Genomic DNA, 18499 nt, shown 5'->3' with positions numbered 1-18499 from the left:
AAGACAAGAAAGGCACCCGGAACCATGCCCATCACTATCGACATTCACGCCCTGCACACCCTCCCGCCCAGCCTCATCAACCGCGATGACACCGGCGCGCCCAAGTCCGCGATCTTCGGCGGGGTGCCGCGGCAGCGGGTGTCCTCTCAGTCTTGGAAGCGGGCCATACGCAAGGACTTCGAGGAGCATTGGGACGCTTCCCAGGTCGGGTACCGCACCAAGCGCGTGGTGGCCAAGATCGTGGCGGCCATCCAGGAGCGCGCGGGTAAGGAAGAGTGGCCGGAGGAACGCGCCGCGGCCGCCGTGGAGGCCGTATTCAAGACCCTGAAGATCAAGCTCACCGAGCCCAAAGCCGACCCGGAGGAGGCCGATCCCGAGGAGCGCCGGCGCCTGGCCGAGACCGGCTACCTACTCTTTGTCAGCCCGCGCCAGGTGGAGAACATCGCGGAGGCGATCATCGCGGCGGAGGCCGAGGGCACTAAAATCCGTAAGGGGAAGGCCCAGGCGCTGTTCAATCAGGAGCACAGCGTGGACATCGCCATGTTCGGACGTATGGTGGCCGACGACGCCCACTACAACGTGGACGCCTCCGTGCAGGTGGCGCACGCCCTGGGCATCCACGCCTCGGAGCCGGAGTTCGACTTCTTCACCGCCGTGGACGACCTGGTGGAGGACGATCAGGAGACCGGCGCGGGCATGATGGGCACGGTGCAGATGATGTCCTCCACCCTGTACCGCTTTGCCACCATCGACCTGGACTCCCTGGCGGAGAACCTGGGGGACCGGGAGGCCGCCGTGATCGGTGCCGTGCAGTTTCTCACGAGCTTCGTGGAGGCCCTGCCCACCGGCAAGCAGAACACTTTTGCCCATAACACCCTGCCGGAGCTGGTGTACGTGACGGTGCGGGACACCCGCTCGGTGTCCCTGGTCAACGCCTTCGAAAACCCAGTGCAGGTGGGTGTGGCTAACCCCACAGGCCGCCGGGAGGAGGGCGCGGCGCGCCTGGCGGCGGAGGCCCAGCAGATCGAGGAGGTCTACGGCTTCAAGCCCCTGGCGGCCTTCGTCACCGGTTTGGGAACGCTGCCGGAGGCCTTCGAGGCCATCGCGCAGAAGGTCTCCCTGCCGGAGCTGGGAGATTCCCTGCGCGCGGCGCTGAACGCCGAGGGGGCTTAATGCCCTCCACTTTGTTGCTCAAGCTGAAGGGCCCCATGCAGTCCTGGGGCGATCGCAGCCGCTACAAGATTCGGGCCACCGGCCAGGTGCCCAGCAAGTCCGGGGTGATCGGGCTGCTGGCCGCCGCCGAGGGGCGCAGGCGCACCGATCCGGTGGCCGACCTCGCGGAGCTGACCTTCGCGGTGCGGGTAGATCAGCCCGGCAACCTGCTGCGCGACTATCAGACGGCGCAGCGTTGGCAGGAGAAGCCGAACGCCGCCGCCAGCCTGGTCACCCGCTATTACCTCAGCGACGCTCTCTTTATCGCCGCCGTGGAAAGCCCGCGCCGGGAGGTGCTGGAGGGCTTGGAGGAGGCGCTGCGTCGGCCACGCTTCCCGCTGTTCCTGGGACGTCGCTCCTGCCCCGCCCCGCCGGATCTGGTGATCGGTATCAGGGACACGGGCGCGGTGGAGGCGCTGCGCGCGCTGGACTGGCAGGCCACCGAAGCCCACCGCAAACAGCGCGGCTCCCAGATCGTCCTGCCGATCTTCCGCGACGGCCTACCCACCGAGCCTGGCGTGCAGCGCCAGGACGTGCCCATCTCCTTTTCCCAGGAGCACCGCCGCTACGGGTGGCGCACCGTGGTGGAAGAGGAATTGCGCCTGGATAACCCCCAGGGCACCGCCACGGACCCATACATGGAGGCGGTGATGTTCGCATGACCACATTCACCAAGGTGCTGCTCAACCCGCAGCGCCGGGGTGCGCGCACCCTGCTGCTCAACCCGCAGGCCATGCACGCCGCCGTGCGCTCGGCGTTCCCACCCGACCTCTCGGAGGAGGACGCCCGCGTGCTGTGGCGCGTGGATCACCGCGGTCACGAGCACGTCCTCTACATCGTGGGGTCGGAAAAGCCGGACGCCGCGAACATCATCGAGCAGGCGGGTTGGGACACCCGCCCCGCGCAGAGCGCCGATTACGCCCTTCTCCTGGGCAAGCTCATGCGCGGCCAGCAGTGGCGCTTCGAGCTGGTGGCCAACCCAGTGAAGTCCTCCCCCGTGCCGGGCAAGCGCGGCCTGATCACCCCCCTGGTGGGCGAGGGACAGCTGGATTGGTTGGCACAACGCGCGCCGGGAGCGGGCTTTAGGCTTCTCGACGCCGCCACCACTGGCCAGGAGACCTTGCGCTTCCGGCGCGGCCGGGGGAGCAACCACGTGACCCTGCGCACCGCGCGCTTCAGCGGGGTGCTGGAGGTCGAGGACGTCGATAAGTTGCGCGCCACGCTCACCCACGGCATCGGGCGCGCCCGGGCCTACGGCTGCGGTCTGCTCACCCTCGCCCGGCCATGACCAACCCCAGCGAGGTGCCGCTGGAGCGCCAGGAACTCGCCCGCATGGAGGATCGACTTTCCTTCCTCTACGTGGAGCAGGCCACGCTGCACCGCGCCGATAACGCGCTGACCATCACCGACAAACGCGGCGTGGCGCACGTTCCGGCCACTTCCCTCGCCGTGGTGTTGTTGGGGCCCGGTACCCGGGTGACGCACAAGGCGATGGCCCTGCTTGGCGATGCCGGTTGTTCCGTCGTGTGGGTGGGCGAGCACGGTGTGCGCTACTACGCGCACGGCCGTTCCCCGGCCAAGACCGCCCGCATGGCGCAGGTGCAGGCGCGCATCGTGAGCAACCAACGCGCCCGCCTGAACTGCGCCCGCGCCATGTACGCCATGAGATTCCCCGGCGAGGACGTGAGCACCATGAGCATGGCGCAACTGCGTGGCCGCGAGGGCGCGCGCATGAAAAAGATCTACGGTGCCCAGGCCGTGCGTACCGGCGTGCCGTGGACGGGGCGCAACTACGACCCTGCGGATTTTGACTCTGGTGACCCCATCAACCGGGCGTTGACCGCCGCCAACGCCGCGCTGTACGGTATCGCCCACGCCGTGATCGTAGGCCTCGGCTTCATCCCCGGCCTGGGCGTAGTGCACACCGGCACCGACCGCTCCTTCGTGTACGACATCGCGGATCTGTACAAGGCCGAGGTGACCATCCCCGCCGCCTTCGACGCCGTGGCCGACCTCCTGCGCGAGGGCGGTGCCGACCCCACCGCGCTCGGCATCACGCTGAGCACCGACGTGCGACGGCGCGTACGCGACAGTGTTGTGCGTCTACACCTCATGGAACGCATGGTCAAAGATCTCTACGCCCTCATGGGAATCACGGAGAAAGAAGATCTCCTCGACGTAGAACTCCACCTGTGGAGCGAACTAGAAGTCATCGCCGCCGGTGTGAACTGGGGTCAGGACATCGAGGAGCACCCATGATGGTTCTCGTGGTCACCGCCTGCCCCGCAGGATTGCGCGGCGACCTCACCAAATGGCTGCTGGAAATCTCCCCCGGTGTCTTTGTGGGGCGTCCCACCGCGCGGATGCGCGACCAACTCTGGGACCACACCGTAGCGCTGGTAAAAGACGGCCGTGCCCTGCTGGTATACCAAACTAACAACGAACAAGGAATGGAATGTCGAACCCACCGCCACGACTGGCAGCCCACGGACTATGAGGGGCTGACTCTGATGATGAGGCCTCATTCTCGGCCACTGGAGAACAGACGAAGGACCGGGTGGAGCAAGGCACGGAATATGAGGAGGGCTCGGAGGTGAAGGAGGTGGGGTTAGCGTCTGGATCGTGGGGAAGTTGTAGCTAAAATGGGCGGAAGGCTCGTATCGCTGCTGGTCAGCAAGTATTCCCCGCGCTAGCGGGGGTGAGCCGTACAGAGGAGATCCGTGGTGTGGTTGGATGATCCGCGCTGGGATGCTGTAGATGATCAAGGGGTGCAGCAGGAGGTTGCCACTGAGGCGATGGGAACACTGGCAAGGATTCCTGGTGAGGTTTCTGGTGCGATAGAGCAGGTTGTTGAGCATGCACGGGTGTTTTCTGAGGCGACGAAGCACGCTGTGGAGCAGCAAACATCATGCCGAGCATGGCTTGAAGGGGAGAACATAGATCAGGGCGTGGTGCTTGGCGACGTCGTGGAAGCCTACTGGCAGATCCGTGGCGCGCACCATCGTGCCGTGGGCGTGGCGGCGATTTTTTGGTGGTGAAGAGCCGTCGGCGCACCGGGTGATTGTGTCCGAGCAGAGCTTCGGTGGCTTGGCCGCCGTGGATCTGGTGGTGCGCCATCCGCGAGTGGTAGGCCGCGCGGTCAGTAACTCGGGTTCTTTCTGGTTCCCGGGCGGGGGCGGCGCGCCTGCGCGCGGCGGGGGTGCGCACCACCGTGGAGGTGGGTCATCACGCCCACGAGATGGCTGGCTGGGTGGGCCCGCTGATCCGTGCCCTGATGCGGTGGGGCTAGTTGGCTAGCTCGTTAAGCACCGCGCGCCAGGAGCTTAAGCGGGTGTCTTCGGCGAGGTCGGCAAAGTCCACGTCGAATCCCCGGCGGCGGATCTCGGTCACCAGATCCATGAGCCGCACGGAGTCCAGCCCCTGGTCGAAGAGCTCTTCTTCGGCGTCGATCTGCTCGGGGGCGAGGTCGAGCATGTCCGCGACCTTGGCGGTGATCTCGCGGAGGATCTCGTCTGTTGTTGCCATGTCTTTAATCCTTTCTGCCTTATTCGGCGATGCCCAGGGCCGCGCGCACCGGCCCGAGTTTAACCTCGGTTTCCCGCACCTCGGCCCGGGGGTCGGAATCGGCCACGATCCCGCCGCCCGCGTGGGCCACCACCGTGGTCCCCTGGGCGATGGCCCCGCGAATGGACACGCGCCACTCGCCGTTGCCGCGATCGTCGGCCCAGCCCACGGCCCCCGCGTAGAAGCCGCGCGCTGGCTCGGTCTCCCGCAGCGCCGTCTGGGTGGCGGCGGTGGGGTAACCGCATACGGCCGGGGTGGGGTGGAGGGCGGCGGCGAGCTCCAGGGCGGAAACCGACTCGTTGCGGACCATGCCGCGAATGCGGGTACCCAGGTGCCAGGTATGGGAGGTGGCGGTCAGCGAGGGGCGCTCGGGCACCTCTAGTTGTGCACACCAGGGTTCCAGGATGCGGCGAATCTCCCGGGTGACGTAGGAGTGCTCCTCGATGTTCTTGGCGGACAGCAGCAGCTCGGTGGCCAGGGCCTCGTCCTGGACGGGATCGGCGGAGCGGGCCACGGTTCCGGCCAACGGGTGGGACTCGATGTACCTTCCCCGCTTGAGCAGGAGCAGCTCCGGGCTCGATCCCACCAGCCACGCCCCCGCGTGGGCGGGCCCGGCGCTGCCGAGATCGACCAGGTGGCCGTGCCCGGTGCCGGAACCGGCGAGGAACCGGGCGAGCAATACCCGCGGGTCGGCTCGCCCGGCCAGCCGGTAGCGCACTCCGCGCGCCAGTACGATCTTTTGATACTCGCCGTCGCGGATCCGCTCGCGTGCCCGACGTACGCGCTGCGCGTGCTGCTCGGCCTCGGGTGACTCGGCGGTCTCCACCACCCCCGGGATCGCGTCGTGCGGCAGCGCGGGTGCGCCGTGGGCAAACCAGAACCGCCGGGGGCACCACAGCGCCGGCGGCTCGGCGGCGTGGAAAGGCAAGGCCCCCACTGCCAGGGGGCTGCCGCCGGCGAGCCCGGCTAGGGCCTGATCCACGCTGTGCCAGGTCGTGCGGTGTCCCGCCCCGTGGAGGGTGCCCTCCGGCCCGGTCAGGAGGAAGGAATAATCCGGCGTGCTCACGGGGTGGCCGTCCAGGCGCGCAGGACGTCGTCGGTATCGAGCACCCGCCCGCAGCGTCGCGCCACCCAGTCGAGGGTGCGCTGGTGATCCTCGGCGGTGAAGTCCGCGATGGCGTCGCGCAGCACGAAGGCGCGGACGTCGTTCATGAAGGCCTCGGCGGCCGTCATCATGCACCCCATGTGCCCGTACACCCCGGTGATGATGAGCTCGTCGCGCCCCGCGTAGGCCAGGGCCTGGCGCAGGTCGGTGCGCTGCAGGGCGGAATACCGCCACTTGGTCAGCACGTGGTGGTGCTCGCGGGGAGTCAGGGCGGCAATCACCTCGGCCTCCCGCGCGGTCTGCATGCCCTCGCCCCAGAACTCCCGCAGCAGCCCGCGGCGATACTCCTGCTGGCAGGGCGGCTGCACGGAGTAGAACACGGGGATACCGGCGGCGTCGGCGGCGTCGATCAGTGCGCGGATGCGGGGGATCACGGTGCTGGCGGGGGACTCCTCGGCGGGGTAGGCGTCGAGGAAATAGCGCTGCATGTCGTGGACGAGCAGCGCCGAGGCGCGCGGGCGCGGGGTCCACGTCACGGCGTGCGCGGTGGGTGGGGCGGGGATGGTGTAGGGAGCGATCGAGGGGATCGGCATGGGTTCCTTTCTGTTTATTTCCTAAGGGGAGCCTACCCTGTATAGGCGCTTGCGTCCGTGGTCGCACACTACGCTGTGCGCTCCCGGCCCCAAACGGGTAAGGTTCCACGCCGTGTCTCTTACCCCGGATAGCCCCCAGAGCAGTACCGTCGCCGCGCGGCGACGCCCCCTGCCCCGCCAGACGGACATCACGGATGCCCGCCGCTCCATCGTCATGATCGCCATGGCCCTGGGCGGCTTCGGCATCGGCGTCACGGAGTTCGTCTCGATGGGGTTGCTCAGCGACATCGCCGCGGATTTCCGCATCTCCGAGGACTCCGCCGGGCGGATCATCACGGCCTACGCCCTCGGGGTGGTCATCGGCGCCCCGCTGATCGCGGCGCTCACGGGATCGGTGCCGCGCCGACGCCTCCTGCTGCTGCTCATGGCCGCGTTCACGGTGGGCAATGCGCTCACCGTCTTCGCGGGGGTCTACGCCAATTCCTACGCGGTGCTCGTGGCCTCCCGCTTCCTCGCGGCGCTGCCGCACGGCGCTTTCTTCTCCGTCTCCGGCCTCGCCGCCGCCTCCATGGCGCCCCGGGGACAACGTGGCCGCGCCCTGGCCTTCGTCGGCCTCGGCCTGCCCTTCGCCACGGTGCTGGGCGTGCCGGTGGCCCAGGCCCTGGGGCATGCCGTGGGGTGGCAGAGCGCCTACGTGCTGGTTGCGGCCATCGGCCTGGCCACCCTGGTGGCCCTGTGGTTCCTCATGCCGCACATGTCCCGAATGGCCCCCACCAGCCCGCTCACGGAACTCGGCGCGCTGCGTCGCGGCCAGGTGTGGCTCTCCCTGGCCATCGGATCGGTGGGCTTTGGCGGCATGTTTGCGGTGTACACCTACATCTCCTGGACCATGACCCAGCGTGCCGGGCTCGATCCCCGCCACATGTGGTTTGTGCTGATGATCTACGGGCTGGGTATGGTCGCCGGCACCTGGGTGGGCGGCCGCCTATCCGACTGGAACCTCGAATACGGCATCCTGGTCGCCCTTGCCGCGATCTGCGCCTCGCTGCTGGCGTTCTACGCCGCCTCTACCTCCGCGGTGGCTGCGACGCTCTGCTTCGGACTCATTGGTATGGCCGGTTCCACGCTGATCCCCTCCCTCCAGATCCGCCTCATGGAGGTCGCGGGCGAGGCCCAGACCCTCGCCGCGGCCCTCAACCATTCCGCCCTCAACATCGCCAACGCCGCCGGGGCCTCGATGGGCGGGGCCGTGATCGCCGCCGGATACAGTTATTCGGCCCCGGCGCTCGCCGGTGCCGGGCTGGCCCTGCTGGCCGTGGGCCTGTGGTACGCCGCCTTTGCCTTGCGACGCCGCGCCGTCGCCCAGTAGGCCTGCGCGATACCCGAAAGGGTGCCACCTGCCCGACTCGTCGGCCAGGTCCCCGGGTACTGGCACCCCTTGATGGTGGTGAGACGCAGCGGTGGTCGCTTGGTCGCTCGCGATCTCCCAGCCCACCCCAAGGAGTGCCAGTAGGCCCGGGTGGCGGGCTCGGTACCGGGTTGGTGGCACCCCTTCGGGCTGCGGGCGAGCCGATGCGGCACCCGCGCCCTCGGGAGTGCCCCGACGCCCACTCGAAGGGGTGCCGCCTCGGGGCGGGCCGGGGAAGAACCGGGTACAGCGGCACCCCTTGGTGCCGGGAAACGAGCGGCGTTACCGAGGGGGTGCCGCTAGCCGCGTCCGCGAGCCGTTCACGTTTTTAGTGGCACCCCTTGGTGCTGCAGAGGCCGCCTACCCCAGGCGCTCGGCTCGGAGCTGGTCCACCACGGGAATGTCCAGAGGTTCCAAATCTGCGAGGGTGATACCCATGGCCTGGGCCAGGAGGAGGTCGGCCAGCTGGGGGTTGCGGGCCAGAACCGGCCCGTGCATGTAGGTGGCCACCACGGAGCCTTGGACTGCGCCCTCGGCGGTGATCTGGGCGGAGGCATCGGTAAGCCCCTCGGCCCCGTGTCGGTCGCAGTTGCCCACGCCGCGGGTCACCGTGCCGAGCGGGGTGGCCTGGGGGCCGAGGATCGTGGCCCCCATGTGGTTTTCAAAGCCGGTCAGCGGTTCGGTGAGCGCCGCGGTGAATCCGGCCCCGGTGGCGGTGGAGGCAACCTCCCCGATGGCTCGTTTGCCCAGGGAGGTGGTGGTGGCGTCGATGAGTCCCAGGCCATCGACGATGCGGTCGCCGGCACGGAAGGATTCCCCGAGCACCTGAAGCCCGGCGCAGATCGCCAGGATGGGGCGGCCGGCCTCGGCGGCGCGGCTGAGGCCGCCGTCGGCCAGGAGGTGCTCGGCGGCGAGGATCTGGGCGGTGTCCTCCCCGCCGCCGAGGGTGTAGACGTCGAGGTCGGCGGGGATGGCCTCGCCCAGGCGCACGGTGTGAATGTCCGCGGTGAGTCCGCGCATGCGGGCGCGCTGGCGCAGAACCAGGGCGTTGCCGTCGTCGCCGTAGGTGCCCAGCACGTCGGGGAGGATGAGGCCGATGCGCAGTGCGGTCATTTACTTGTCTCCTTTCGTAGCGGTGGCCCGCAGGGCCTTGTTGAGGTCGCGGAAGGCGGTGTAATTGGCCAGCACCTCGACGCGCCCGGGCGGGCAGGCCCGGATGGCATCGAGGGGGTCGGGGGCGTGATCGTGGTGAATCCCGGCGTAGAGGAGCCGCACGGCGAGGTCGGTGCCGCGTTCCCCTGAGGCCTTAACGGAGAGGGAGCCGAAGTCCTCGAAGCGCACGTCCCAGAGCCAGGAGAGATCCTCCCCGTCGGCCACCTGCCCATTGACGGCGATCACCAGCCCGTCGGCGCCGCGGTTCACCATCGAGAGCGCCTCCTGCCACCCGGCGGGGTTTTTGGCCAGCAGCAGGTGTACGTCGCGGCCCTCGAACGGCACGGTGGAGTAGCGCCCGGCCACGTTGTCCACGGATTCCGCGGCGGCGATGGCCTCGTCGAGGGGGACGTCGAAGCCGGTCGTGGCGGCGGCGATCGCCTGGGCGGCGTTGCCACGGTTGGCGCGACCGGGCAGGGTGAGGGAGAGGTCGCGGAGGCCCGCGGGGGTGTCGAGGCCCTCCTCGGTGACGGCCCAGGTGGGTTCGGGGCGGCGGAAGGAGCGGCCGTCGGCGAGCGGCTTGACGGCGTACCAGTCGGTGCCGTCGTGGACGATGTGGCCCCCGGTGCGCGGGCAGGAGACGGCGTCGCCCACCCACCCGGCCCCGGCGGAGACCCAGACCACGCGGGGGTGATCGTAGGCCACGGAGGTGATGAGGACGTCGTCGCAGTTGGCTACCACGAGCATGTCCGGGTGGGCGGCCAGGCAGGAGCGCAGGGTGCGCTCGATCTTGTTGATCTCCCCCACGCGGTCGAGCTGATCGCGGGTGAGGTTGAGCAGCACGAGCGCCCGCGGGCGGAGGCGCTCGGCCACGGAGGGCACGTGGAGCTCGTCGACCTCCAGCACCGCCGTGGCGGCGTCCTTGCCCGCGAGCAGCGCGGAGATGATGCCGGCGTCCATGTTGTCCCCGCCGGAGTTGGTGGCCACGGTGGAGCGGGTGCGCAGGGCGGCCGCGAGCATGCGCGTGGTGGTGGACTTGCCGTTGGTGCCGGTCACGAGCGCGGTGGGTCGGCCGCCGCCGAGGGTGCGCATGACGTTGGGGTCGATGGCCTGGGCCACCAGACCGCCGATCATGCCGCCGGCGCCGCGCCCGGTGACGCGGGAGGCCGTGGTGGCCAGCCGGGCGGCGGTGGTGGCGGCGGTGGAACGCAGGGTGCGCAGGGCCGAGGTCAGGTCGGGGCTCATGGCTGTTTACCTTAATAGGCCCCGGCGGTGCGCCGCAGCATCAGGCGGGGTCGCACAGGCGCACGACTTCCTCCATGAAGGCGGCGTCGCTGAGCAGGGGAATATCTTTGCGCCGCGCGTGCATGGCCTTCCCGCGCAGGTGGTGGGTGCGATTGCACACCACCACGGAGGTGGTTCGGGTGAGCTTCTCCGAGTAGTTCAGGCCCGCGCGGGTCAGCGCGGCGATGACCTCGTTGGGGTCCATGGCGATCTCGGGCGAGATCACCACCTCCATGCCGGGGGCCAGCGCCGCACCGGGGGAGTACGGCCCCGGGTTCTGGTGCACGCGGGGTGCTTGCGCGGCCTCCACCCGCAGGGTGGATCGCTGCAGGCCAAAGGCGTCCGCCTTGAGATCCGCCGGGGCCCGCCCGACGAGCGGGGTGCCCGCGTCGCGCAGGTGCCGGAAGAGCCGCGCGAGCAGCAGGGTCTGCTCCCGCGTCACCTCGGCCTCGGGGCGCCGCGCCCTGCTGACCGACGCCACCGGCGATTCCGCCGCCACCCCCATCGCCGCGGCGACGGCCTCCAGGCGGGCGTCGCGGACCTCGGTACCGGCCCGGTACGCGGTGGCCAGGGTGTCCACGATGAGTTCCGGCCGAGGAACGTGGCCCACGCGCTGGCGTCGCCGTCCTCCCTGGCTGCGGCCCCGTCCCCGGGCACGGTTGGCACGGGCCGCCGCGGTCATGGCGCGGCGCGCCTCGGACACGAGGAATCCCCAGGTCATGGGGGCGTCGTGGACGAGGAGGGTGCGGCCGTCCAGGAGCTTATCGAGCTTTTTGAGCAGGCCGCCAAAGCGCCGCCCCTGCCCGATCTCCTCGGGGGTGAGACCGTGGTAATGCCTCGGCCCGAGGTTGGTGTGGGGGCCGGGGTTGAGCACGGCGTGAAAGTCCTCTACGGTGGCGCCGGAGGCGTCAAAGACCACGGCGTCGACCGCCACCACCCGACCTGTGGAGGGGTGGATGCCGGTGGTTTGGAGGGTGAGCGCCACGTAGGGGGCGGCGTGGGGTGGTTCCTGGGCGTTGGTCATGGCGCTAATCCTGGGGGCGGAACATGAACCACAGGCTGCCCAGGACGACGAGCATGCCGCCGCCGAGGAGGATGAACGCCGGGGCGGTGTCCAGTGAGAGATCCGGGGTGACCTTGAAGTATCCCAGGGCCGCCACCGTGATGGACAGCGCGCCCAGGATCACGCCGAAGGCGGGCAGCCACTGGATGCTCGGCTCGTCGTCGAGGTAGTCCTCGTAGTCGTCGTCCTCGTACTCCTCCTCGGGGTCCACCGGGTTCGGCACCGTGGGCAGCGCCCCGGTGCTCTCGGGCGTGGCGGCCACGCCGGTGGCCACCGGCACCTTGTGCACCTCGGGCAGCGGTTCGTTGGGTTCCTGGGCCGGGGTGAGGTAGCCCGCCCATGCGTTATCCAGCGCGTAGTCCTGGGGCAGGGGCGGGTCGAGGTAGTCCTCTTCCTCCTCTTCCTGGAATTGCTCGCCCAGGCGGGCGTGGGGGTAGGGCAGGGGGGGATAGTCCCCGGCGGGTTCCGGCTCCTCGGGGGCGAAGTCCGCGATCGGTTCCTCCGGCGGGGCCGTGGGCGCCGCCACCTCGATCTCCTCCATCGCCTGTTGCGCGGGCACCACCACGTCGGCTATCGAGGCCACTCGTCGGGTGGGCCTGGTCGGTTCCTGCGGCGGTCTGGCGGGAACGGAGACCAGGTCGGCCAGCGCGGTGGCGGGTGCGGCGGGGGCCTCGGGCGGATCGTCGGGCTTCTCGGGGGGCACGGGTTCCTCGGCGGGGGGTGCCGTCTGGGGCTTGTGGCCCACGTCGAGCACCTTGGTGCCGTCCGGGTTGAGGGCGAACATCGCCGGAGAGGTGATGGGACGCAGCTCCCTGTCCGGCCGGGGCGCGATGGATTCCGCTACCTGGTCCCCGGAGATGGTCACCGCCCAGGCGTGCTGCATGGGGGTGCCGCTGATGATGGGGAACTCGCCGGTGGCGGGCTGGTAGGGGTCGATGGGGGCCAGGGGCGAGACCGTGGGTTCCAGGTCCGCGTCGCTCATCTCCCGGGTGCTCAGGGCGTTGAGCACCACGTGGCGCTGCCCGTCCTGGTCGTAGCAGAACACGCGGGCCACGGGAACCAGCCCCAGCATCTCGTAGTGCTCCACCACCTCGCGGATGTCCGCGGAGTCCTCGGGGCTGAGCACGCCCAGCACGCGGTTATCGATGATTGCCACCACGACGTCGTCCACGATCCCCAGGGTGGCTAGCCAATGGGAGGGAATATTGAGGTCCACCAGCCGCTGCGCGTCGCCCCGAGAGATGTCCACCGGGCGTGGTGTGCCCTCCGGGATCATCGCCCACTCCTCCTTGGGCGGGAAGTTGGTGGGCATGACGAACACGGGCGCGGGAAAGTACAGATTGCCGCTGATCCGCCCGGAGCCCTGCTCCAGGGAGAGGGTGGCGTGCACCTGGGGTATGCCGCCCCGGGTGATGATGTGATCGAGCTGGGGGTAGGTATCGCGCAGGTTGCGCGGCAGCCTCCCGAGGATCGTCTTGTCGTGGCTGACCAGGAACCCCCCGGAGGCGCGATCCGGCAGGAGCGTAAACGCCGTCCGGGTGAAACCGTCCTGGGCCACCTGGGCCCCAAGGAGGGAGAAAAGAATCGCCTGGCTGCTCCCTTCCACCGGCACGGTGGCACCACCGCCATCGGAAAAGAATGGCAGGAGATAAGGGGTTTGGCTCATCGACGATTCTCCTCGCGTGCGTCAGGGTCCTTACCATCTTATGCACTCATGAGGGTACGGCAAGAACCCCGGGGGCCTCCCGTGGCCTTAAGCCCTGTGGGCCCGATTCACCGCCGAGACGATCGCCCGCACGGAGGCGGCGGTGGTGGAGCCGGCCACGCCCACGCCCCAGGAACGTGCGCCGTTAACTTGCGCCAGAACGTAGCAGGCGGCCTCGGCGTCGTCACCGGCGGAGCGGGACTGCTGGGAGTAATCCTCCACCTCCACCTCGATGCCGGCCCGCTCCAGGGCGGCGGCGAAGGCCGCCACGGGGCCGTTGCCCCGGCCGTCGATCTCCCGCTCGCGGCCCTGGTAGCGTATCCGGGCGGTGGCGCACACCTCCTCTTCGCCGTCGATGCGGAGGGACTCCACGGCCAGCGGGGTGTCGCGGTCGAGGTACTCCGTGGCGAAGATGTCCCACATGTTCTTGGAGTTCACCTCGCCGCCCTCGGTGTCGGTCACGGCCTGAACCACCTGGGAGAACTCCACCTGCAGGGCGCGCGGCAGGTGCAGGCCGTGATCCGTCTTCATGATGTAGGCCACCCCGCCCTTGCCGGACTGGGAATTCACGCGGATCACGGCCTCGTAGTCGCGGCCCAGGTCCTTCGGATCGATGGGCAGGTAGGGCACCTCCCACACGGTGTCTCGCAGCTCCTCCCAGGCCACCTCGGTGTTGCGCGCGCCGGGGCGCACGCTGGCGGCCAGGGCGTCGAGGCCCTTGTTGATGGCGTCCTGGTGGGAGCCGGAGAACGCCGTGAACACCAGGTCGCCGCCGTAGGGGTGGCGCTCCGGCACGCGCAGCTCGTTGCAGTACTCTACGGTGGCGCGGATGCTGGGCAGGTCAGAGAAGTCGATCTGCGGATCGACGCCCTGGGAGAGCATGTTGAGCCCCAGGGTGACCAGGTCCACATTGCCGGTGCGCTCGCCGTTGCCGAACAGGCAGCCCTCGATGCGATCCGCCCCGGCCAGGTAGCCCAGCTCCGCGGCGGCGATGCCGGTGCCGCGGTCGTTATGCGGGTGCAGGGAGAGCACGATGGCCTCGCGGCGGGTCAGGTTGCGCGACATCCACTCGATGGAATCCGCGTACACGTTGGGGGTGATCATCTCCACGGTGGAGGGCAGGTTGATGATCATGGGGTTCTCCGGGCTGGGCTCCATGATCTCCGTGACCGCGTCGCAGACCTCGCGGGCGTAGTCCACCTCGGTGCCGGTGAAGGACTCCGGGGAGTACTCCCAGCGCCAGTTCGTCTCGGGGTAGTCGGCGGCGATGGTCTTGATCAGCCGGGCGGCGTCGGTGGCCAGCTTCTTGATGGCCTCCTTGTCCTTGCGGAACACCACGCGCCGCTGCAGGATCGACGTCGAGTTGTAGAAGTGCACGATGACGTTCTTGGCGCCCTCGCAGGCCTCGAAGGTGCGGCGGATCAGGTGCTCGCGCGCCTGCACCAGCACCTGAATGGTCACGTCGTCCGGGATCATGTCCTGCTCGATGATCTCGCGCACGAAGGTGAAGTCCGTCTGCGAGGCGGAGGGGAAGCCCACCTCGATCTCCTTGTAGCCCATGCGCACCAGCAGCTCGAACATGCGCCGCTTGCGCTCCGGGCTCATGGGGTTGATCAGGGCCTGGTTGCCGTCGCGCAGATCCACGGCGCACCACTGCGGCGCGACGGTGATCTTCTTATCCGGCCAGGTGCGATCCGGCAGGCGGAAATCCTCCACCTCCTGGGCGTAGGGCAGGTAGCGGTGCGCGGGCATGGAGGAGGGCTGCTGAGTATTCACGGGGGACATCCTTTGGTCGAGTGCGGGTGAAGGCGCAGGGCCGGCGTGAGAACACTCCGCGACGGGCTGCCGGCCGTGCTTTAGGGGCGCGAGGGCCAGGTCTGATTCCCGCCGCGGCGAATAAGGAGGAGATTCGCTCGCGTGAACATGCCCACGAGTGTAGCCCATCACATTATGATCGCACCAGGCGGGGTGCGCGCGGGCCACGGTGGGTTTAGCATGTGGCGCGTGACTTCCTTGCGTGCCCATCCCCGCCCCGCCCCGGCGGGCCTCGCCTGGCGCGGCGGCGCGGCGGCCTTCCTCCTCGGGGCGCTGGTGCGTCTGGCGGTGCTCGCCCTCTTTGCCCGCGCCAACGAGGACGACCTCGGCGGGCTGCTCGGCCAGTGGGACACCCACCACTACGAGCGCATCGCGCGGCAGGGCTACTTCGCGGGCGGGCCGATCGACGGCGTGCCCCCCGAGCAGCGCCTGCTGGCCTTCTTCCCGGCGATCCCCGCCCTCATGCGCGCCGGGCACGCGCTGACCGGCCTGGATTATGCCGCCGCGGCAGGGGTGCTCAACGTCCTCTTCGGCGTGGCGATGGCCGCCGGGGTGGCGGCGATCGCCGCCCGCATGGGTGCGGACGCGCGGGGCATGTGGGCGGCTGCCCTCGTGGTCACCTCTGCCCCGATGGCGGTGACCTTCTCGATGCCGTACACGGAGGCCCTCTTTGGCGCCCTGGCCTTCTGGGCGCTGGCGGCGATGCTGGATCGCCGCTGGTGGCTGGCGGGGGCGCTGATCTTTGTCAGCGGATTCGTCCGGCTCACCGCGGTGGATCTGGTGGCCGTGTTCGCCGTGGTGGTGGTGCTCTATGGTCGCACCCAGTGGCGGGCCTGGGTGGCCCTGGCGCTCAGCCCGGTGCCCGCCCTGGGCTACGTGTGGTGGGCCTCCGCCCACGCCCGCGAGGTGGGCGGCTACTTCGGGCTGCAAAAGGAGGGCTGGCACACGGGCCTGGACTTCGGCGTGGCCTCCGTCAAGTTTGTCTGGAACACGCTGATGACCAGCCAGGAGCTGGGCTATTTTCTCAGCGCGGCCGTGATGATCGCCGCCGTGCTCGCCCTTGGGCTCGCCTGGGGGCGAACCCCACTGCCGGTGTGGCTCTTTTCCGCGGCGATCAGCGCGAACATTCTGCTCTCCGACGGCATCATGCACTCTCGACCCCGCCTGCTGCTGCCCGCGGCGATCGTTCTCGTGCCCCTGGTGCTGGGGTGTCAGCGGCGGGTCGGTGCCCGGGCCTACGCGCTGGGCATCGCGGCCTGGGTGCTGGTGGGGGCGTGGTTCTCCGGGTACATGCTCGCGGTGTTTCCGTGGGCGATCTAGGCTTTAGCCGCCCACCCCGCGCCGGGAGAGCGCTACGGTGGAGGCGATCATGGCCAGCAGCGCCAGCGCCATGAGGGCCCAGCCCACCGCGGTGGTCACCTGAAAGCGCTCGCCGAGCACCGCGTAGCCCAGGCTAAAGGCCACGATGGGTTCCGTGATGGTCATGGCGGGCAGGGAGTTCTTCAGCGCCGCCGCGTGGAAGGAGTACTGCTGGACGATGGTGCCCAGGGTGGCGCCGAGGATGAGGCCGTAGGTCTCCCAGCTGCTCAGCAGCCCCACGACCGAACCCTGGAGGAACACGTCCACCACGGCCTTGGAAAGAACGGCCACGTAGCCGAAGAGCGCGCCGGTGACCACCCCGAGCAGCAGGGCCTTGTGGCGGCGGATCTGGCGCTGGGCGATGCGTTCGAGGAGGGTCAGCGCCGCCGCGCCCACGAGCAGGGCGGGAACCCAGCGATCCAGCGGCGGGTGGGGGTTGCCGGCCAGGGGCCTGCCCAGGATCACCAGGACGGCCACGGCGGCGGTGAGCAGGCCGGCCCAGCCCATCTCCGCGGTGGAGATGCGGCGGCCGTCGTACCGCGCGGCCAGCGGCAGGGTGAACATCAGGGAGAGCACGAGGATGGGCTGAACCACCAGTAGGGTGCCAAAGCCCAGGGCCACTACCTGGAGCCCGTAGCCGAGCAGCGCGGTGCCGGTGCCCGCCCACCACAGGGGCCGGGAGATGGCGTTCCAGAAGGGGGAGCCCTTGAGCGAGCCGTCGGCGGGTGCTTCCTCCGCGATCCGGTGGCGCACCACGGTGCCCCACGCGATGGTGAGGGCCGAGGCGAGCGCGAAGAGGATGGCCAGGAGGTTGCTATGCACGTGGTGGCATTGTACTGGGGTGCGGATGTCGCGCTGAATACAATCCTTTCTCGGCGTGCCCGCCGACAGGTACTGTGGAACAGCGAGAGCACGACAGGGCGCGGCCCAAGAAGCGAAAGGTGGACGATCCCGGTGGCGTTAATCGTTCAGAAGTACGGTGGTTCCTCGCTGGAGAGTGCCGAGCGCATCCGGCACGTGGCCGAGCGGATCGTGGCCACCAAGAAGCAGGGCAACGACGTGGTGGTGGTCTGCTCCGCGATGGGCGATACCACCGACGAGCTCCTGGAACTGGCGGCCGAGGTCTCCCCGGTGCCCCCGGCTCGCGAGATGGACATGCTGCTGACCGCCGGCGAGCGCATCTCCAACGCCCTGGTGGCCATGGCGATCGACTCCCTGGGGGCCAAGGCACAATCTTTCACCGGATCGCAGGCCGGCGTGCTCACCACGGAGCGCCACGGCAACGCCCGGATCGTGGACGTCACGCCGGGTCGGGTGCGTGAGGCCCTCGACGAGGGCAAGATCTGCATCGTGGCGGGCTTCCAGGGGGTCAATAAGGAAACGCGCGACGTGACCACCCTGGGCCGCGGCGGCTCCGATACCACCGCCGTGGCGCTCGCGGCGGCCCTCAACGCGGACGTCTGCGAGATTTACTCCGACGTGGACGGCGTGTACACCGCCGATCCCCGCATCGTGCCTAACGCCCAGAAGCTCGACGAGATTTCCTTCGAGGAGATGCTGGAGCTGGCGGCGGTGGGTTCCAAGATTCTGGTTCTGCGCAGCGTGGAGTACGCGCGCGCTTTTGGCGTGCCGCTGCGGGTACGCTCGTCGTATAGCAATGATGTCGGCACGCTCGTGGCCGGTTCGATGGAGGATATTCCTGTGGAAGAAGCAGTGCTCACCGGGGTGGCAACCGATAAGTCCGAGGCCAAGATCACCGTCTTGGGGATCCCCGATAAGCCGGGAGAGGCCGCCAAGGTGTTCCGCACCCTGGCCGATGCCGAGATCAACATCGACATGGTGCTGCAAAACGTCTCCTCCCTGGAGGACAACACCACGGACATCACCTTCACCTGCCCGCGCGCCGACGCCCCCCGCGCCACCGAGATGATGAAGAAGCTTCAGGCGGAGGGCAACTGGGCCAACGTGCTCTACGACGACCAGGTGGGCAAGGTCTCCCTGGTGGGCGCGGGCATGAAGTCCCACCCCGGAGTGACCGCAGACTTCATGGAGGCCCTGCGCGACGACGACATCAACGTCGAGCTCATCTCCACCTCCGAGATCCGCATCTCCGTGCTCATCCGGGAGGGCGACCTGGACAAGGCCGCCCGCGCCCTGCACGATCGCTTCCAGCTCGGCGGCGACACCGAGGCCGTGGTGTACGCCGGAACCGGCCGCTAATGAATACCTGAAAGGACAG

Annotated in this window: 18 protein-coding genes; 9 read left to right on the top strand and 9 right to left on the bottom strand. The window is 69.1% G+C overall.

All coding sequences use genetic code 11. The annotated features are described in order from the left end of the window. Positions 1-24: 24 nt before the first annotated feature. The 6 genes from cas7e to H7347_RS08475 all read left to right on the top strand — a co-directional run bounded on the left by cas7e (position 25) and on the right by H7347_RS08475 (position 4250). Positions 25-1173 (top strand): type I-E CRISPR-associated protein Cas7/Cse4/CasC, encoded by a 1149-nt coding sequence (gene cas7e / locus H7347_RS08500; protein WP_152823088.1) that lies wholly within the window; start codon positions 25-27, stop codon positions 1171-1173. Beyond that, complete coding sequence (cas5e, locus tag H7347_RS08495) at positions 1173-1874, top strand: type I-E CRISPR-associated protein Cas5/CasD (RefSeq protein WP_152823087.1); 702 nt, start codon at positions 1173-1175, stop codon at positions 1872-1874. The genes cas7e and cas5e overlap by 1 nt, the downstream gene beginning before the upstream one ends. Next, positions 1871-2500 carry a type I-E CRISPR-associated protein Cas6/Cse3/CasE gene (gene cas6e, locus H7347_RS08490; protein WP_152823086.1) on the top strand — a complete coding sequence of 210 codons (630 nt, stop codon included), beginning with the start codon at positions 1871-1873 and terminating at the stop codon, positions 2498-2500. Before cas5e ends, cas6e begins: the two co-directional genes overlap by 4 nt. After that, a complete protein-coding gene (gene cas1e, locus H7347_RS08485; protein ID WP_152823085.1) occupies positions 2497-3471 on the top strand; it encodes a type I-E CRISPR-associated endonuclease Cas1e in 975 nt (324 codons plus the stop codon). Before cas6e ends, cas1e begins: the two co-directional genes overlap by 4 nt. Next, positions 3468-3809 (top strand): type I-E CRISPR-associated endoribonuclease Cas2e, encoded by a 342-nt coding sequence (cas2e, locus tag H7347_RS08480; RefSeq protein WP_152823084.1) that lies wholly within the window; start codon positions 3468-3470, stop codon positions 3807-3809. The genes cas1e and cas2e overlap by 4 nt, the downstream gene beginning before the upstream one ends. Before the next feature lie 126 nt (positions 3810-3935). Then, on the top strand, positions 3936-4250 hold the full coding sequence (locus H7347_RS08475) for a hypothetical protein (protein WP_152823083.1): 315 nt from the start codon (positions 3936-3938) through the stop codon (positions 4248-4250). Positions 4251-4497: 247 nt separating this feature from the next. Here the strand turns inward: H7347_RS08475 and H7347_RS08470 are convergent, their stop codons facing one another. Genes H7347_RS08470 through H7347_RS08460 form a run of 3 tightly spaced genes read right to left on the bottom strand, consistent with a single transcriptional unit; the run spans position 4498 to position 6474 of the window. Then, entirely contained in the window at positions 4498-4737 is a 240-nt protein-coding gene (locus tag H7347_RS08470) for a phosphopantetheine-binding protein (protein ID WP_152823082.1), read from the bottom strand. A 19-nt stretch (positions 4738-4756) separates the two neighbouring features. After that, positions 4757-5842 carry an isochorismate synthase gene (locus tag H7347_RS08465; RefSeq protein ID WP_186337412.1) on the bottom strand — a complete coding sequence of 362 codons (1086 nt, stop codon included), beginning with the start codon at positions 5840-5842 and terminating at the stop codon, positions 4757-4759. After that, entirely contained in the window at positions 5839-6474 is a 636-nt protein-coding gene (locus H7347_RS08460; RefSeq protein ID WP_152823080.1) for an isochorismatase family protein, read from the bottom strand. The genes H7347_RS08465 and H7347_RS08460 overlap by 4 nt, the downstream gene beginning before the upstream one ends. A 112-nt stretch (positions 6475-6586) precedes the next feature. On the opposite strand from H7347_RS08460, the gene H7347_RS08455 reads away from it, so the two are divergent. Next, positions 6587-7843 carry an MFS transporter gene (locus tag H7347_RS08455; RefSeq protein ID WP_370513946.1) on the top strand — a complete coding sequence of 419 codons (1257 nt, stop codon included), beginning with the start codon at positions 6587-6589 and terminating at the stop codon, positions 7841-7843. A gap of 399 nt (positions 7844-8242) precedes the next feature. Here H7347_RS08455 and H7347_RS08450 read toward each other — a convergent pair whose 3' ends face one another. The 5 genes from H7347_RS08450 to leuA all read right to left on the bottom strand — a co-directional run bounded on the left by H7347_RS08450 (position 8243) and on the right by leuA (position 14871). Beyond that, positions 8243-8995, bottom strand: coding sequence for a type 1 glutamine amidotransferase (locus H7347_RS08450; protein ID WP_152823079.1), 753 nt, complete (start codon positions 8993-8995; stop codon positions 8243-8245). Further along, positions 8996-10279 (bottom strand): MurT ligase domain-containing protein, encoded by a 1284-nt coding sequence (locus H7347_RS08445; protein WP_152823078.1) that lies wholly within the window; start codon positions 10277-10279, stop codon positions 8996-8998. Between the two features lie 40 nt (positions 10280-10319). Then, positions 10320-11342, bottom strand: a complete 1023-nt coding sequence (locus tag H7347_RS08440) for a DNA polymerase III subunit epsilon (RefSeq protein WP_152823077.1) — start codon at positions 11340-11342, stop codon at positions 10320-10322. A gap of 4 nt (positions 11343-11346) precedes the next feature. Then, positions 11347-13047 carry a hypothetical protein gene (locus tag H7347_RS08435; RefSeq protein ID WP_152823076.1) on the bottom strand — a complete coding sequence of 567 codons (1701 nt, stop codon included), beginning with the start codon at positions 13045-13047 and terminating at the stop codon, positions 11347-11349. A gap of 87 nt (positions 13048-13134) precedes the next feature. Further along, positions 13135-14871 carry a 2-isopropylmalate synthase gene (leuA, locus tag H7347_RS08430; RefSeq protein WP_152823075.1) on the bottom strand — a complete coding sequence of 579 codons (1737 nt, stop codon included), beginning with the start codon at positions 14869-14871 and terminating at the stop codon, positions 13135-13137. A gap of 210 nt (positions 14872-15081) precedes the next feature. Here leuA and H7347_RS08425 point away from each other — a divergent pair, with 210 nt between their 5' ends. Further along, a complete protein-coding gene (locus H7347_RS08425) occupies positions 15082-16221 on the top strand; it encodes a hypothetical protein (protein WP_152823138.1) in 1140 nt (379 codons plus the stop codon). A 3-nt stretch (positions 16222-16224) separates the two neighbouring features. Here H7347_RS08425 and H7347_RS08420 read toward each other — a convergent pair whose 3' ends face one another. After that, entirely contained in the window at positions 16225-17082 is an 858-nt protein-coding gene (locus H7347_RS08420) for a DMT family transporter (protein WP_186337411.1), read from the bottom strand. A 132-nt stretch (positions 17083-17214) separates the two neighbouring features. On the opposite strand from H7347_RS08420, the gene H7347_RS08415 reads away from it, so the two are divergent. Continuing rightward, positions 17215-18480 carry an aspartate kinase gene (locus H7347_RS08415; protein WP_186337410.1) on the top strand — a complete coding sequence of 422 codons (1266 nt, stop codon included), beginning with the start codon at positions 17215-17217 and terminating at the stop codon, positions 18478-18480. Positions 18481-18499: the final 19 nt, after the last annotated feature.

The sequence above is a fragment of the Corynebacterium sp. zg-331 genome (assembly GCF_014267345.1).
Classification (GTDB): domain Bacteria; phylum Actinomycetota; class Actinomycetes; order Mycobacteriales; family Mycobacteriaceae; genus Corynebacterium.
The sequence above is the reverse complement of the archived record's forward strand: the minus strand, read 5'-3'. Positions and strand labels throughout refer to the sequence as shown.